At 42.1% G+C, this 14,944-nt stretch carries 14 protein-coding genes; all 14 read right to left on the reverse strand.

From position 1 onward, the window contains the following. Nucleotides 1-403: 403 nt before the first annotated feature. Entirely contained in the window at nucleotides 404-1,207 is an 804-nt protein-coding gene (gene spo0A, locus NSS76_RS11245) for a sporulation transcription factor Spo0A (RefSeq protein ID WP_024422935.1), read from the reverse strand. Between the two features lie 284 nt (nucleotides 1,208-1,491). Further along, complete coding sequence (spoIVB, locus tag NSS76_RS11250) at nucleotides 1,492-2,769, reverse strand: SpoIVB peptidase (RefSeq protein WP_025092993.1); 1,278 nt, start codon at nucleotides 2,767-2,769, stop codon at nucleotides 1,492-1,494. 199 nt (nucleotides 2,770-2,968) lie between these two features. Beyond that, nucleotides 2,969-4,702 carry a DNA repair protein RecN gene (recN, locus tag NSS76_RS11255; RefSeq protein ID WP_024428012.1) on the reverse strand — a complete coding sequence of 578 codons (1,734 nt, stop codon included), beginning with the start codon at nucleotides 4,700-4,702 and terminating at the stop codon, nucleotides 2,969-2,971. 33 nt (nucleotides 4,703-4,735) lie between these two features. Next, nucleotides 4,736-5,185: a transcriptional regulator AhrC/ArgR gene (gene ahrC, locus NSS76_RS11260; protein ID WP_024422938.1), complete on the reverse strand. Its 450-nt coding sequence runs from the start codon at nucleotides 5,183-5,185 to the stop codon at nucleotides 4,736-4,738. Between the two features lie 369 nt (nucleotides 5,186-5,554). Continuing rightward, entirely contained in the window at nucleotides 5,555-6,409 is an 855-nt protein-coding gene (locus NSS76_RS11265) for a TlyA family RNA methyltransferase (protein WP_198456929.1), read from the reverse strand. Beyond that, entirely contained in the window at nucleotides 6,406-8,307 is a 1,902-nt protein-coding gene (gene dxs / locus NSS76_RS11270) for a 1-deoxy-D-xylulose-5-phosphate synthase (protein ID WP_268415613.1), read from the reverse strand. Before dxs ends, NSS76_RS11265 begins: the two co-directional genes overlap by 4 nt. A gap of 150 nt (nucleotides 8,308-8,457) precedes the next feature. Then, on the reverse strand, nucleotides 8,458-9,354 hold the full coding sequence (locus NSS76_RS11275; protein WP_412152448.1) for a polyprenyl synthetase family protein: 897 nt from the start codon (nucleotides 9,352-9,354) through the stop codon (nucleotides 8,458-8,460). Next, nucleotides 9,338-9,598 (reverse strand): exodeoxyribonuclease VII small subunit, encoded by a 261-nt coding sequence (locus tag NSS76_RS11280; protein ID WP_003215880.1) that lies wholly within the window; start codon nucleotides 9,596-9,598, stop codon nucleotides 9,338-9,340. Before NSS76_RS11280 ends, NSS76_RS11275 begins: the two co-directional genes overlap by 17 nt. Next, entirely contained in the window at nucleotides 9,595-10,941 is a 1,347-nt protein-coding gene (gene xseA / locus NSS76_RS11285) for an exodeoxyribonuclease VII large subunit (RefSeq protein WP_341082253.1), read from the reverse strand. Before xseA ends, NSS76_RS11280 begins: the two co-directional genes overlap by 4 nt. Nucleotides 10,942-11,011: 70 nt before the next feature. Continuing rightward, nucleotides 11,012-11,863 carry a bifunctional methylenetetrahydrofolate dehydrogenase/methenyltetrahydrofolate cyclohydrolase FolD gene (gene folD / locus NSS76_RS11290; protein WP_024422943.1) on the reverse strand — a complete coding sequence of 284 codons (852 nt, stop codon included), beginning with the start codon at nucleotides 11,861-11,863 and terminating at the stop codon, nucleotides 11,012-11,014. An 11-nt stretch (nucleotides 11,864-11,874) separates the two neighbouring features. After that, nucleotides 11,875-12,270 (reverse strand): transcription antitermination factor NusB, encoded by a 396-nt coding sequence (nusB, locus tag NSS76_RS11295; protein WP_012010530.1) that lies wholly within the window; start codon nucleotides 12,268-12,270, stop codon nucleotides 11,875-11,877. Nucleotides 12,271-12,478: 208 nt separating this feature from the next. Further along, a complete protein-coding gene (locus NSS76_RS11300; RefSeq protein ID WP_024422944.1) occupies nucleotides 12,479-12,886 on the reverse strand; it encodes an Asp23/Gls24 family envelope stress response protein in 408 nt (135 codons plus the stop codon). A 25-nt stretch (nucleotides 12,887-12,911) separates the two neighbouring features. Next, nucleotides 12,912-14,261 (reverse strand): acetyl-CoA carboxylase biotin carboxylase subunit, encoded by a 1,350-nt coding sequence (gene accC / locus NSS76_RS11305; RefSeq protein WP_024422945.1) that lies wholly within the window; start codon nucleotides 14,259-14,261, stop codon nucleotides 12,912-12,914. 11 nt (nucleotides 14,262-14,272) lie between these two features. Continuing rightward, nucleotides 14,273-14,755, reverse strand: a complete 483-nt coding sequence (gene accB / locus NSS76_RS11310) for an acetyl-CoA carboxylase biotin carboxyl carrier protein (protein ID WP_061109343.1) — start codon at nucleotides 14,753-14,755, stop codon at nucleotides 14,273-14,275. Nucleotides 14,756-14,944: the final 189 nt, after the last annotated feature.

Here is a 14,944-nt window from a genome sequence, read left to right on the forward strand (position 1 = left end):
ATTAAATTCGACAATGGGAATATTCAGTTCAAATGGCACAATCTCTAAGAAGCCAGTGACTTTAAAACGCCAACCAATCAGGTCAATAGAAATAGAACTTTCGATCTCGTTTACTTTAATTACCAAATCCATGAGACCTTTTCCTCTCATCCTTTTTCTTACGAATGAGCGTTTTCTTCTTCTATTTTGAAGAATTCATGATCGATTGGCGCAGCTGATTACCACTACTTTATGTCTTTTTTATTTTTTTCATGCTTTATTTTTCATTTTATTCTGAAAATAAAGCAGCCCGTTTGTCCAATTTAAACATTAAGATGATTTTATCAACCTAACCAATTTTTGACAACATGTTTCAAAATAAAAAAACGTCTCAATGAAGAAACGTTTTTTCATGAAAAAGATACTAGCTTGCTCTATGCTCTAAACGCAGACGATCAGCTACCATGGCAATAAATTCTGAATTGGTTGGTTTCGCTTTTGACATGCTGACAGTATAACCAAAGAGTGAGGAAATGGAATCAATGTTTCCTCTGCTCCAAGCGACTTCAATGGCATGACGAATCGCTCGTTCTACCCTGCTGGCAGTCGTGTTAAATTTCTTTGCAATGTCTGGGTACAACACTTTAGTGATGCTTCCGAGAAGCTCAATGTCATTGTACACCATAGAAATGGCTTCTCTTAAGTATAAATAGCCTTTAATATGAGCGGGCACGCCAATTTCATGAATAATGGTCGTAATGCTCGCATCTAAGTTTTTACGTTTCGGTTCAGGTTTGTTACGAAGAACACTGTTTTGGATTGATGAAGAGCGATGGGTAACTTGTGTGCCGTTTCCACTGACTTGACGAATATGACCTACTAGGTTTTCCATATCAAATGGCTTTAAAATGAAATAGGATGCGCCCAAATCAACTGCTTTTTTCGTGACATCTTCTTGTCCAAATGCCGTTAGCATAATCACACTTGGCTGTTTTGTCATTTCATTGTTTTCACGGAGGCGTTCTAGTACAGCAAGACCGTCTAAATGAGGCATAATAATGTCTAAGAGGAGAACGTCGGGCTCTTTATCTTTAAATAATGTCAGGCATTCCTGACCATTATACGCCACGCCAAGTACTTCCATATCTTCCTGTCCCTCAATATACTCTGTCAAAAGGCCAACAAGCTCTCGATTGTCATCAGCTACACACACTTTAATTTTCTCCACGTTCTTTCCTCCCCAATGTCGATTCCTTTAGTCTTTTGCATTTCTCTTCTGAGTGTTCAATTCGACAAAACCATGCTATCCCCTTTAAAAAACTTTAATTTTCCGAATAATAGAGCATTATCTAGCTTTTTCTACGTTTTTCTTAACGAATCGACGATTATTGCAATTTGACAACATGCTTTTTTCCATTTTGTCGAAAAATCTCTTTTTCCTTATTTTATAACATGATGGAAGAGAAAGAAAGGGTAGAAAAAAACTGCCGGAAGATTCGCGGCAGTTTATAATCAGCTTGCTTTTTTGTTTTTTTGATAAAGGTCGATTCCTGCTTCTGACAGCATCCATTCAATGTGTACGCCGTACCCGCTAGTCGGATCATTGACAAATACGTGTGTGACAGCTCCAATGACTTTGCCATTTTGGATGATGGGGCTTCCGCTCATTCCTTGGACGATTCCGCCCGTTTTGCTTAAAAGCCGCTCATCTGTTACCTTCAATACCATTCCTTTAGTTGCTGGGAATTTCTGCGGTGTTGTGCTGACGATTTTAATATCAAACTTCTCCACTTTATCATGATCCACAACGGTTAAAATTTCTGCTGGGCCTTCTTTTACTTCATTTGATAAAGCGACTGGAAGTGGTTTATCTGCTACATGATTTTCAAGCTTTTCGGTTAACGTACCAAAGATACCAAAAGGGCTGTTGCGGGAAATATCTCCTATTGTTTTTCTTTCGGAAGAGAATCTCGCCAATTTTTCTCCAGGATTGCCTCCTGTGCCTTTTTCAATCGATGTCACGGTTGATCTAACAATTTCACCATTGTCGACAACAATTGGTTTTTTTGTATCCATGTCAGAAATCACATGCCCAAGGGCACCATATTTTTTAGATGAAGGTTCGAAAAAGGTCATCGTGCCGATTCCTGCTGCAGAATCACGAATGTAAAGACCAATTCGATAGATGCCTTCACTTGCATCTTTTGCGGGTGTTAATGTTGTTTGAAAGGTTTTATGATCTCTCTTTATGAGCAAACGAAGCGTTTCACCCGTTTTCCCTGCTTTCTGAATAAATGGGGTGAGGTCATTCATTTTCTCCATTTTTTGACCATTGATTTCAATGATCATATCCCCTGATTGAATGCCTGCGGCTTCACCTGGTGATTTTTTGCCGTCTGCTGTTGTGATTTGATGAAAACCTACAACGAGAACTCCTACAGAGTGGAGCTTGACGCCAATGGATTGACCTCCAGGAATGACTTTTAATTCAGGGAGAACGTCAACTTTTGTTTTCTTAATAGGAAATCCTTTAAAATCATAAACAATTTCGGCTTTTCCCGCCTTTTGTCCTGTAATATCCAGCTGATTCTTTTTCTCTGAAAGGCTAAAGGCTGGTGAAGAAGCATTGGCTGACGCTTCAATCGATGTGTCAATTGAGTGCTTCTGTTTTTCAAATACAGCAACATTTGTTGGAATGCTGATGTATTCCTTCACTATGCTCATAAACCCTGTACTTATTAAAGAAACAAGGAGAATCACACCAATGGCTTTTCTCATCTTTTCGGGCATTCATTTTTCACTCTCCTCGCTCCTTACCCACACCAGAACACTCATGTTTTGGCTACATCTTTACTTTTGCCTTCTTCTAGAGGATTTATAACCGGCAGCTTTAGAAAATGATTGGATAAATTGATAAAAGAAAAAGACGATTTTATGGGTATATACGCCGGCTTTTACACAACATAAAAAAAGGCAGCTGATGATTCAGCTACCCTGTTGTTTTGACATCATTTGCTTGGTGCAATAGTTCTTTTGCATGCTGTTTTGTCAGCTCAGTCACTTCCACACCGGCAATCATCCGGCCAATTTCACTCACTTTTTCTTCATGACTTAATGGTTTGACACTCGTCAGTGTTCTGCCCGCTTTCGAGCGTTTCGAAATGAAGAGATGTGTGTCAGCCATTGCTGCTACTTGAGGCAGGTGTGTAATGCAGAGCACTTGTGATCCAGACGCAACTTTGTAAATTTTCTCAGCAATGGCTTGTGCCACTCTGCCGCTGACGCCTGTATCAACTTCATCGAAAATAATGGATGTGACGTCTTGTTTAGCTGAGAAAATACTCTTCACAGCGAGCATGACACGTGAAATTTCTCCACCTGAGGCTACTTTCGATAAAGATTTCATCGGTTCGCCTGTATTTGTAGAAATGACAAATTGTGCTTGGTCGATTCCATTTTTCCCGAGCTGCACAGGTTTTCCGTCTAATAGCGGACAATCGGTGCTGCCAAATGGCGCATATCGAACAGAAAAAGCTGTGTCAAATGATGACTTCTCCATATACAAATCCTTGAGCTCTGTTTGGATTTGCTTCGCTAGCTTTTTGGCCCATTTTTTACGCAGCTCCGAAACGTTAAGTGCTTCGAGCAGGGCGTCACGGCTCATCGCATCTAATTTATTTTTGAGCGTCTGCAGATGGCTGTCTCGATTTTGGATCTGATCTATTTCTTCTTCAATCTTCGCCGCATACTCCAAAATTTCTTCAACGGTTGTGCCGTATTTTCGTTTTAGCTGCTTCATTTCATTCAGCCTGGATTCAATAAAATCAAGACGAGCCGGGTCGAATTCTAATTGATCCAGCATGCTCCGCATTTGGAAGGTTGAATCCTCTAATAAGTAGTAGGAGTTCGACACTTGTTCAGATAGCTTTTTCAAATCATCGTTGATCTCAGACACCTGATCAAGCTCGCTTGAAGACATACCAACCCAATCTAGCCCTCCTTGCTCATTACGCAAGGCGTTATACGCGTTTTGGAGTGAGGAATAGATTTTTTCGTAGTTGCTGATTTGATGACGCTCTTCCTGAAGCTTCTCATCTTCTCCCGGCTCTAATTGTGCCGCCTCAATCTCCTCTAGCTGAAATTGCAGTAAATCTAAGCGATGCACCATTTCCTGCTCATTCTCAGACAGCTGCCTTAGCTTTTGAGCCGTCTTCATATATTGATCATATGCTTCTTGATACTGCAAGAGAGCCGGTGCAATGTCTTCTGCTCCAAATTGATCGAGCAAATGCAGATGATTTTCATCTTCCATGAGCAGCTGGTTATCGTGCTGTCCATGTATATCAAGCAAAAGCCGTCCTACTTCCCGTAAAAGTGAGATGGTGACAAGCTTTCCATTAATCCGGCAAATGCTTTTCCCGCTGTTATTAATATCACGGCGGAGGATCATCATTTCATCTGATGCGTCAATTCCCTGCTCTTCGCATAGAGCAAATACAGGGTGATCGGCTGGTACAAGAAAAAGCCCTTCCAGCTCTGCCTTTTTTTCACCGTAGCGGACAAATTCAGAGGATCCTCTTCCTCCCACGAGAAGTGAGACAGCGTCAATCATGATGGATTTTCCGGCACCTGTTTCCCCCGTTAGAACCGTGAGTCCTTTTTCAAATGAAACCGTTAACTCTTCAATGATTGCAAAGTTTTTAATGGTTAGTTCTGCTAACACTCATTTGACACCTCTTTTAGTAAACCTGATTCTTTATAGAAGCTCTAAAATTTTGCTCGAAACTGTCTCTGTATCATCTGGGGTGCGGCAAATGATTAAAATCGTATCATCCCCGCAAATCGTTCCCATAATTTCTTCCCAATCTAAATTATCCATTAAAGCACCAATCGCCTGAGCATTACCCGGCATTGTTTTCAGAACAATTAAATGACTGGCAGCATCCATTTTAATAAATGCATCCATTAGGGACCGCTTCAGCTTTGACAGCGGATTAAACCGCTGATCTGCAGGAAGACTGTATTTATATGTTCCATTGTTCGTCGGAACTTTCACTAAATGCAATTCCTTAATATCCCTAGAAACGGTCGCTTGTGTGATGTTATATCCATCGGCTTTCAAAATATCGACCAATTCATCTTGTGTTTCAATTTCTTGGCTTGCAATGATTTCTCTTATTTTAATATGCCTTTGACCTTTATTCATATTTGACCCCCCTAGGCGTTTCATTCTCAGTTTGTCTTTACGTTCTATGTTATATGATGCACACTTCAAAAAACAAGCATTACGTGAGATACGACCAATTCTTGTCTTTTGACCATGTAAAAAGAAATAATAGCGAGCTATTATTCCTTTCAGCGTGTAGACAAACCCTCGCATTCGGTGTCAGTCCTGCGCGCTGGTGCTCACGAATGTCAAATTCGCTCCGCAAAAGTAGCTGAACTTCCTAGACTTCAAAGGTTTTCTATCACGCTGAAAAGAAGACAAAGGGCTAAAATAAAGATCATTTTAACCCTTTGTCAACAATCTGAAAAGGAATAATAGCGAGCTATTATTCCTTTTGTTTCAATGATTTCATGTGTCAGCCGGCTCAGGGCTGTTTTTCTTTTCTTTCAATACGGAATGGGCTTCCTTGACGACCTTCTCAAGTTCTGAAGCAGGAAGTGCCGCATTTTCTTCTTGATCAGAATGAAGCACTAAATGAAGCAGAAATTCAATATTTCCATCTCCACCAGTGATAGGCGAAAATGATACATCCTTTACATCATAGCCTTCTTTTGCAGCAAATTGATTCATCTCTTCTAGTACACCAAGGTGGACAGACGGCTCACGCACGATGCCTTTTTTCCCAACAAGCTCTCTGCCTGCTTCAAATTGAGGCTTGACGAGCGCAATACAGTCACCACCCGGAACAAGAATATGCTTTAAAGCCGGCAGAATGAGTTTGAGTGAGATAAAAGATACATCAATCGATGCCACTTCTGGCAATCCTTCAGTAAAATCAGCTGGAACGGAATGGCGGAAATTGGTGCGCTCCATGACGATGACCCTGTCATCCTGCCTTAATTTCCACGCAAGCTGATTGTAGCCAACGTCTACAGCATATGATTTGACTGCTCCATTTTGAAGAGCACAATCTGTAAATCCGCCTGTTGATGACCCAATATCAATCAGCAATTTCCCTTCAACTGTCAGATCAAATTCTTTAAGCGCTTTTTCAAGCTTTAACCCGCCGCGGCTTACGTATTTGAGAGGGTTCCCCTTCACTGTAAGCGGCGTATCACGAGCAATTTTCTCGCCTGGTTTATCCAAACGGGTTTCATTTGAGTAAACGATCCCTGCCATGATGGCACGCTTTGCTTTCTCTCTTGTTTCCATTAGTCCTTGTTCGACTAATAAAACGTCAAGTCGTTCTTTCTTTGATGTCATGATCCAATTCCTTTTCTTGGTGCTGCTGGAAGCAGGTCACGTAAAGTCTCAGCAACCTGTGCTTTCGTCAGTCCAATTTCTTCAAGCAGGGCATCAACACTTCCATGCTCAATAAATTGATCTGGGATACCCATACGTTCTACTTTGATATGTGATGCTTTCTTGTCGTGTAGATATTCTAATACGCTGCTGCCAAACCCGCCTTGAAGCACAGCTTCTTCAATCGTTAAAATCGGAATCCCTTCAGAAAGAATGTCATGTAGCATCGCTTCATCAAGCGGCTTAATAAACCGAGCGTTGACGACACGAATTGATTTCCCTTCTTTTTGAAGTTCCTCAGCTGCTTGCAGCGCCATTTTAATCGTCGTTCCGAATGTTAAGATGACGGCATCCTTCCCTGGATGAAGAACCTCCCAGGACCCAATCGGAATGGTTTTGAGCTGTTCATCCATTTTCACGCCAAGACCATTTCCGCGCGGGAAACGCATGGCAATAGGACCGTCATCATACTGAATGGCTGTATTGACCATGTGCTGGCCTTCATTTTCATCCTTCGGCATCATGAGCACCATATTCGGCATATGACGCATGAAGGCAATATCAAACACACCTTGATGCGTTTCTCCATCTGCACCGACAAGACCCGCACGGTCAATTCCGATAAATACATTGAGGTTTTGGCGGCAAATATCATGCAGCACTTGATCATAAGCTCTTTGCAGGAATGTTGAATAGATCGCTAAAAATGGCTTCATATCCTGCGTCGCAAGCCCAGCTGCCATTGTTGCTGCATGCTGCTCAGCAATTCCTACATCAAACATTCGCTCTGGAAATTCCTTTGCAAAGCCTTCAAGTTTTGAGCCAACAGGCATCGCAGGCGTGATGGCCACAATTCGCTCATCTTTCCGCGCAAGCTTTCTGACTGTTTCACTGACAAGACCACTCCATGACGGTGCAGCAGCTGCTGGTTTTACAAAATCACCTGTATCAATTTTGTATGGACCTGTGCCGTGCCAAGTCCCGATTTTATCGGATTCTGCCGGCTGATAGCCTTTTCCTTTTTTCGTGATGACATGCAGCAGGACAGGACCTTTTGTTTTCTTTGCATATTCAAGGTTTTCAAAAAGATCTTCATAAGAATGTCCATCAACAGGACCTAAGTAAGTGAATCCCATTTCCTCAAAGAACATGCCAGACACTAGTAAATACTTGAGGCTGTCTTTAATACGCTCTGCTGTGGCAGCAAGCTTTCCGCCTACAGCTGGGATCCGCTTAAATAAATACTCGAGCTCGTCCTTTACCCATTGGTACTTGCCTGCTGTGCGCAGTCTGCCAAGCATGGTGTGAATTGCACCGACGTTTGGTGCAATACTCATTTCATTATCGTTTAAGATAACGATCATGTCTTTCTTTTCATCACCGATATGATTCAGAGCTTCAAGCGCCATACCTCCGGTTAATGCACCATCTCCGATAATCGGCAGGATATATTCATCTGTCCCTTTAATATCCCGCGCCGCCGCCATACCCATCGCGCCAGATAATGACGTTGAGCTGTGGCCTGTTTCCCAAACATCATGCTCACTTTCATTTCGTTTAGGAAAACCGCAAAGTCCTTTATATTGACGAAGTGTATCAAACTCCGCCCCTCTTCCAGTTAACAGCTTGTGAACATAAGACTGATGTCCAACATCCCAAAGGAATTTGTCTTTCGGGCTGTCAAATACTTTATGAAGGGCAACCGTGAGTTCAACGACACCCAGGTTTGGACCGATATGCCCGCCAGAGTTAGCCAAGGACTCAATTAAAAACATGCGAATGTCAGCACTAAGCTCCTCTAATTCTGCAATTGACATTCCTTTTAGAAACGTTGGATTTTTTATTGATAAAAGATCCAATCAGGATCAACTCGCTTTCAACAAAATTTCTATCTACATATATAATGCCTTATTCCGATGAAAACCAAGCGGGAATAAGAGTTGTCTCATCATGATAAACTGTTTACAGTTTACCACAATTGCTCGAAGACCCTCAAATCTAGGCTGTTTTTAATGATCTCTTGAGGCGATCAGATCACATAACTCATGCAGCAATTGCTGCTCTAATTCAAGATTTGAGACAATTTCTTTTGCACGTGTGATGTGCTCGTGCAGCTTTTCTTTTGCTCCTGTAAGCGTTAATAAAGAAGGATATGTCGACTTTTCATTCGCTGTATCAGAGCCGACTCGTTTTCCTATTTTTTCTTCGCTTCCTTCGAGGTCTAAAATGTCATCACGGATTTGAAAAGCAATGCCAATATGATAGCTGAATTCTCTTAGTTTTTCGATATCCTCATCTGATGCTCCTGCCAGCATTGCACCTGCTGTGACGCTGAATGTGAGAAGCTTTCCTGTTTTCCGGGCATGAATGGATTCTAGTTCAGCAAGCGGGACTTGTTTTTGCTCTGCTTCCATGTCATCAAATTGACCGCCAACCATTCCTAGTGCACCTGCTGACCGCACAAGCTCATCTACGATTCTAAGCTTTTGGTCAGAAGAGACTCTGCTAGATAGCTGCGATGTAATGAGGCGGAAGCTTTCCGTTAAAAGTGCATCACCAGCGAGAACCGCTGTTGCTTCCCCGTATACTTTATGGTTAGTCGGCTTTCCTCTGCGAAGGTCATCATCGTCCATGCAAGGAAGGTCGTCATGTATCAATGAATACGTATGAATCATTTCTACAGCACAGCCAACCGGTATGCCATCTTCTTCGTTTTTTCCGTAAGCATGTAATAAAGCAAGAACGAGAACAGGGCGAAGTCTTTTCCCTCCAGCTTCAAGAGAGTAAAGCATCGAAGATTTTAGTTCTTCTGGAATTTTCAATTCCTGAACATATGTAAATAAATACTCTTCAATGGCCTGTTTTCGTGTTGTTAAAAAATCCTGCAAATTACTTGTCACCAGCATCTGCCTCCTTCACCGAGAAAGGAGCCAGTTCACCGTCCTCTTTTAAAATGAAATCCATCTGCTTTTCAACGTGCTGTAATTTTTCATGACAAAGCTTTGAAAGTGTCATGCCTTCTTGGAAATAATGAATGGCTTGCTCAAGTGGTACATCTCCTTCTTCGAGCTTCCCAACGATCTCCTCAAGACCTTTCATCGCTTCTTCAAATGTCATTTGTTCTTCTTTTTGTTTATTTGATTCTGTCATGATGATTGCCCCTCCTTCTCAATAACCTCACAAATCAGACGTCCATCCTTCATGGTGATAGCCAATTGATCCTTCGTATCGACTTGGTTCACACTTTTAATCAGTTCATCGTCTTTATAGGCTAAACTGTAGCCTCTTTCCATCACTTGAAGTGGATTTAATGCATTTAGTTTACCAAGAACAGATTGGAACTGCGAATGAATTGTTTTCATTTGCACATTCATGCTGCGGATGAGCTGTTCTGTTTCATTGGCATGGCGTTTTTGCGCCTGAAGCAGCTGCTCTTTTGGATGAAGCGGCTTCAGCCTGTATGTCTGGCGGTCTAGTTGACTGCGTTTTTGTTCAATTTGTCTCGTCAGCTGTTTTTGAAAACGGTCAAATACAAAATCGAATTGCTGCTCTTTTTGCTCCTGCAATCGTTTTGGAAAACGGAAGGCATAAGAGGATTGCAGCGCCATAAGACGGTCTTTCGCTTGTGATGTTCGATTCTTCACGGCCCTTGTAAGCCGAATGTCGATGGATTTGATTCGTTCTATTAAATCGGCTGTGCTTGGAACAGCGAGCTCGGCTGCTCCTGTTGGTGTGGGTGCTCTCATGTCTGCAGTGAAATCACTGATCGTAAAGTCCGTTTCATGCCCCACTGCAGAAATGATTGGAATGTCTGATGCGAAGATTGCTCTTGCGACAGCTTCTTCATTAAAGGCCCAAAGTTCTTCGATCGAACCGCCTCCTCTTCCGACAATCAAGACATCACAGATCTGTTTTTCATTTGCTTCTTTGATCCGCTCTACGATTGAACGGATGGCATTTTCACCTTGGACAAGCGCCGGAAGCACAATGATTTTCGCCTGCTGATAACGCCGGTTAATCGTTGTGATGACATCTCGAACAGCCGCTCCTGTTGGAGATGTAATGACACCAACAACCTCTGGATATTCAGGAATTGGTTTTTTATAGCGCGCATCAAATAAGCCTTCACTTGCCAGCTTTTTCTTCAGCTCTTCATAAGCGAGATGAAGAGCACCAACACCATCAGGCTGCATTTCTTTTGCATATAATTGATAGTTGCCGCTTGGTTCATATACTTGAATCCCGCCGCGTACAAACACTTTCATTCCGCTTTTTGGTGAAAAAGGCAGCTTTGCTGCGGAACGCTGGAACATGACGGCTTGCATGCGTGCGTTTTCGTCTTTTAAGGTGAAGTACACATGACCTCTTGAATGAATCTTCACATTGGATAACTCACCTTTGATCCAAATATCTTCTAAATGCGGATCAACATCAAATTTTCTTTTTATGTATTTTGTAAGGGCTGTGACCGTCACAAAGGCTTTTTCACTCATGACGTATTCCTCCTCTTCAAAAACGCACATTCATCCACCGGCAGCATGCAGGTGGATGAATGGATAAAGCTTATGCTAATGTACGTTTTGCTGATTTAACCGTATTGTGTGCAAGCATCGTAATCGTCATTGGCCCGACTCCGCCAGGGACTGGTGTGATGTAAGAAGCTTTTTCTTTCGCTTCTTCAAAATCAACATCCCCAACAAGCTTCCCAGTATCCAAACGATTGACTCCTACATCGATGACAATTGCGCCTTCTTTGATTTGGTCAGCTTTTATAAAGTTTGCTCGACCGACGGCAACAACTAAAATGTCCGCTTTTAACGTATGTTCTGAAATATTCGCCGTTCTTGAATGGCAGTAAGTAACCGTTGCATTTTCGTTTAACAGCAATTGTCCCACTGGTTTGCCGACAATATTGCTGCGCCCTACAACAACCACTTCTTTTCCAGAAAGACTGACACCCGTTTTATTCAGTAATTCAACAATGCCTGCTGGTGTACAAGGTAGGAATGTATCTTCTCCAAGCAGCATTTTCCCGATATTTAATGGATGGAAACCATCTACATCTTTCTCAGGTGAAATACGTTCAATGACGGCTTTTTCAGAAATATGTTTTGGCAGTGGAAGTTGAACAAGAATCCCGTGGAATTGATCGTTCGCATTGTACTGATCAATCAGCTGAAGCAATTCTTCTTCTGTTAAAGAAGCATCTAAATGATCAAGCTGAAAGTGCATGCCCATTGCTTCTGCTGCTTTTTTCTTCCCGCGTACGTAAGAAAGTGAAGCCGGATCATCACCGATTAGAATAACGGCAAGACCAGGTGTGACTCCTTTTTGTTTGAGCTCTTCTACTTCTTTTGCTAATTGTTCACGTTTTTCTTTTGCTGTTTCTTTCCCATCGATGATTGTTGCTGTCATGTCGAATCCTCCTATTGCTGCTTTAGGTCGTTTTTAATGTTCGAAAGTACACCATTTACAAATTTCGGTGCTTTATCATCGCCGAATAATTTGGCGAGTTCAATCGCTTCATTCATTGAGACACTAACTGGGATGTCTTCTTGATACACCATCTCGTACACAGACAGCCTTAAAATGGCTCTGTCTACGTTTGCAATACGATCGAGTTTCCAATTCACTAGATGCTGCGAGATCATGTCATCAAGCTTGTCCTTTTGTTCAAGCACACCGAAAACCAGTTCCTCGAAAAAAGGATCTGATTCTTGTTCATCCAGCGCATGTGTAATGGCCTCTTTCGGATCAATATTGCTCACATCAATTTGAAATAATGTTTGTAGCGCCTTTTCTCTTGCAGTTCTTCTTTTCATTATTTACTCCTTTAACCACTTTATCCGCTTGTCGTTAAGCCATACAGAGATCATAACATATTTTGACCGTGGTCGCACCAAGATCCATGCGAGCTGTGACGAAAAACGAATCAATCCACGCGTCACGTTATCAATATTCGGAAATTACTCAAAAATGGGCTTTAAAAAACCAAAGAGGCAATGCCTCCTTGGTTTCACTTGAACTTCTTTACATTTCTTGATCTACTTCAGCCTCAGGTGCTTTTGTTTCAAATTGAATGCCAACGACATGAATGTTAATTTCATTAATCGTTAAGGCAGTCATGTTCAGAAGGGTTTGACGGATATTTTCTTGTACAGCAGTGGATACCTTTGGAATGGATAGGCCAAATTCAACCACACAATACACATCGATTGTGATGCCTTCATCAGAGACATCTACTTTTACACCTTTACGGTGATTTTTCTTACCAAAGCGTTCTGCTACATCAGCAGCGAAATTGCCGCGCATTTCGGCAATGCCTTCGACTTCTGAAGCGGCGATCCCAGCAATGACTTCAATCACTTCTGGTGCAATTTGCACTTTTCCCAATTGATCCTCATCAAGGTTCATTTCAAGCAAATTGTTTTCTGACACGATCATTCACCTCCGAAAGCTGTGATTATTTCATAATTTGGTATGTTTCTAAAAACTTCGTATTAAAGTTACCGCTCACAAATGTTTCATGCTCGAGCAATCTAAGGTGGAATGGAATCGTTGTGTAGACTCCTTCAATGACGAATTCTTGAAGCGCACGTTTCATTTTCGCAATCGCTTCTTCTCTCGTCTTACCATATGTGATCACTTTTGCAATCATGCTGTCATAATATGGCGGAATCACATAGCCCGGATAAGCGGCAGAATCAACACGTACACCTAAACCGCCTGGCGGAAGATACATTTTAATTTCACCAGCTGAAGGCATGAAGTTTTTCTCTGGGTTCTCTGCATTGATGCGGCATTCGATCGCCCAGCCTTCATATACGACATCCTCTTGTGTAAGAGAAAGCTTCTCACCTGATGCAACCTTGATCTGTTCTTTGATCAGGTCTACACCTGTGACCATTTCTGTCACAGGATGCTCTACTTGAATACGAGTATTCATTTCCATGAAGTAGAACTTCTCTTCATTATAATCATAAATGAATTCGACTGTTCCAGCACCTGTGTATTCAACAGCTTCTGCTGCTTTTACAGCTGCTTCACCCATTTGCTCACGAATGTCTGCATTCAGTGCTGGTGATGGCGTTTCTTCAAGAAGCTTTTGCATTCTTCTTTGGATCGAGCAATCACGCTCTCCTAAATGAATCGTATTGCCATGCTGATCTGCAAGCACTTGAATTTCCACATGTCTAAAGTCTTCAATGAACTTTTCTAAATAGACACCAGGGTTCCCAAAGTTTTGCGCCGCTTCCTGCTGTGTGATGGTGACTCCGTTAATAAGCTCTTCTTCTGTACGAGCCACACGGATCCCTTTACCGCCTCCGCCTGCAGTTGCTTTAATAATCACAGGATACCCAATACTAGCTGCTGTTGAAACAGCATCATCAAGATCTTTTACAATTCCTTGAGAACCAGGGACGATCGGAACGCCTGCATTCTTCATTGTTTCTCGCGCGACATCTTTCGTTCCCATTTTGGAAATCGCTGACGCAGTTGGTCCAACAAAGATCACATTACATTCCTCGCAAAGCTCTGCAAAGTCTGCATTTTCTGCTAAAAAGCCGTATCCTGGATGGATGGCATCTGTCCCTGTTAATTTTGCTACGCTGACAATATTCGTGACATTTAAATAACTATCTTTAGAAGCAGTCGGTCCGATGCAATATGCTTCATCAGCCATTTGTACATGCAGCGCATCGCGATCCGCTTCAGAAAATACCGCAACAGTTTCAATTCCAAGCTCTTTACAAGCGCGAATAATTCTAACTGCGATTTCTCCTCTGTTTGCAATTAATAGCTTTTTAATCATGATCGTACTCCTTACTCTGCTTTCACTAGAAAGAGGGGTTGTCCGAATTCTACAAGCTGACCGTTTTCAGCTAATACTTCGACGATTTCACCTTTTACTTCTGCTTCGATTTCATTAAACAGTTTCATCGCTTCCACGATACATACAACTGAATTTTCCTTCACCTTAGAGCCTGTTGTCACGTATGGATCTGCTTCTGGTGAAGATGAAGCATAAAATGTGCCAACCATTGGGGATGTGATTTTATGCAGATTTTCAGACGCAGCTGCCTCTTGTGCAGGGGCTTCGGTCTGAGCTGGAGCTTGTGCTGTAGGAGCTTGTTGAGCTGGAGCTGCTTGGACTGGAGCCACTGGTGCTTGTGCCGCAACTTGCTGAACGACTTCTTTATTTTTCTTCAGTTTGATTTTTGCACCTTCGTTTTCGTACGTAAACTCATCGATAGTAGAGTCGTCAATTAATTTAATCAGTTCATGAATTTCTTCGATTTTTAACATGGATTTGCACCCCTATGTATGGATTTATCTTTTTATTATAGGCTAGTACTAAAAGTACATACTATAACCATCTTACAGGAGGATTTCGATGAATTCAACTACTATTGTGGTGAAGCGCCTCGCGTAAGCACCTTGGAGAGGGCGTCAAGCCGCATCAAAAAACGCCCTTTTCCGCAAAGGGCGCCAGTT

Source organism: Bacillus sp. FSL R5-0654 (genome assembly GCF_038008745.1).
GTDB lineage: Bacteria > Bacillota > Bacilli > Bacillales > Bacillaceae > Bacillus > Bacillus safensis.

Coding starts and splice junctions, on each gene's coding strand:
- NSS76_RS11280 (WP_003215880.1), bottom strand. CDS start 9,598: ATGACAGAATCAAATAAACAAAAAGAAGAACAAATGACATTTGAAGAA.
- nusB (WP_012010530.1), bottom strand. CDS start 12,270: ATGAAAAGAAGAACTGCAAGAGAAAAGGCGCTACAAACATTATTTCAA.
- NSS76_RS11265 (WP_198456929.1), bottom strand. CDS start 6,409: ATGACATCAAAGAAAGAACGACTTGACGTTTTATTAGTCGAACAAGGA.
- accB (WP_061109343.1), bottom strand. CDS start 14,755: ATGTTAAAAATCGAAGAAATTCATGAACTGATTAAATTAATTGACGAC.
- spoIVB (WP_025092993.1), bottom strand. CDS start 2,769: ATGCCCGAAAAGATGAGAAAAGCCATTGGTGTGATTCTCCTTGTTTCT.
- ahrC (WP_024422938.1), bottom strand. CDS start 5,185: ATGAATAAAGGTCAAAGGCATATTAAAATAAGAGAAATCATTGCAAGC.
- folD (WP_024422943.1), bottom strand. CDS start 11,863: ATGACAGCAACAATCATCGATGGGAAAGAAACAGCAAAAGAAAAACGT.
- NSS76_RS11275 (WP_412152448.1), bottom strand. CDS start 9,354: ATGCTGGTGACAAGTAATTTGCAGGATTTTTTAACAACACGAAAACAG.
- accC (WP_024422945.1), bottom strand. CDS start 14,261: ATGATTAAAAAGCTATTAATTGCAAACAGAGGAGAAATCGCAGTTAGA.
- xseA (WP_341082253.1), bottom strand. CDS start 10,941: ATGAGTGAAAAAGCCTTTGTGACGGTCACAGCCCTTACAAAATACATA.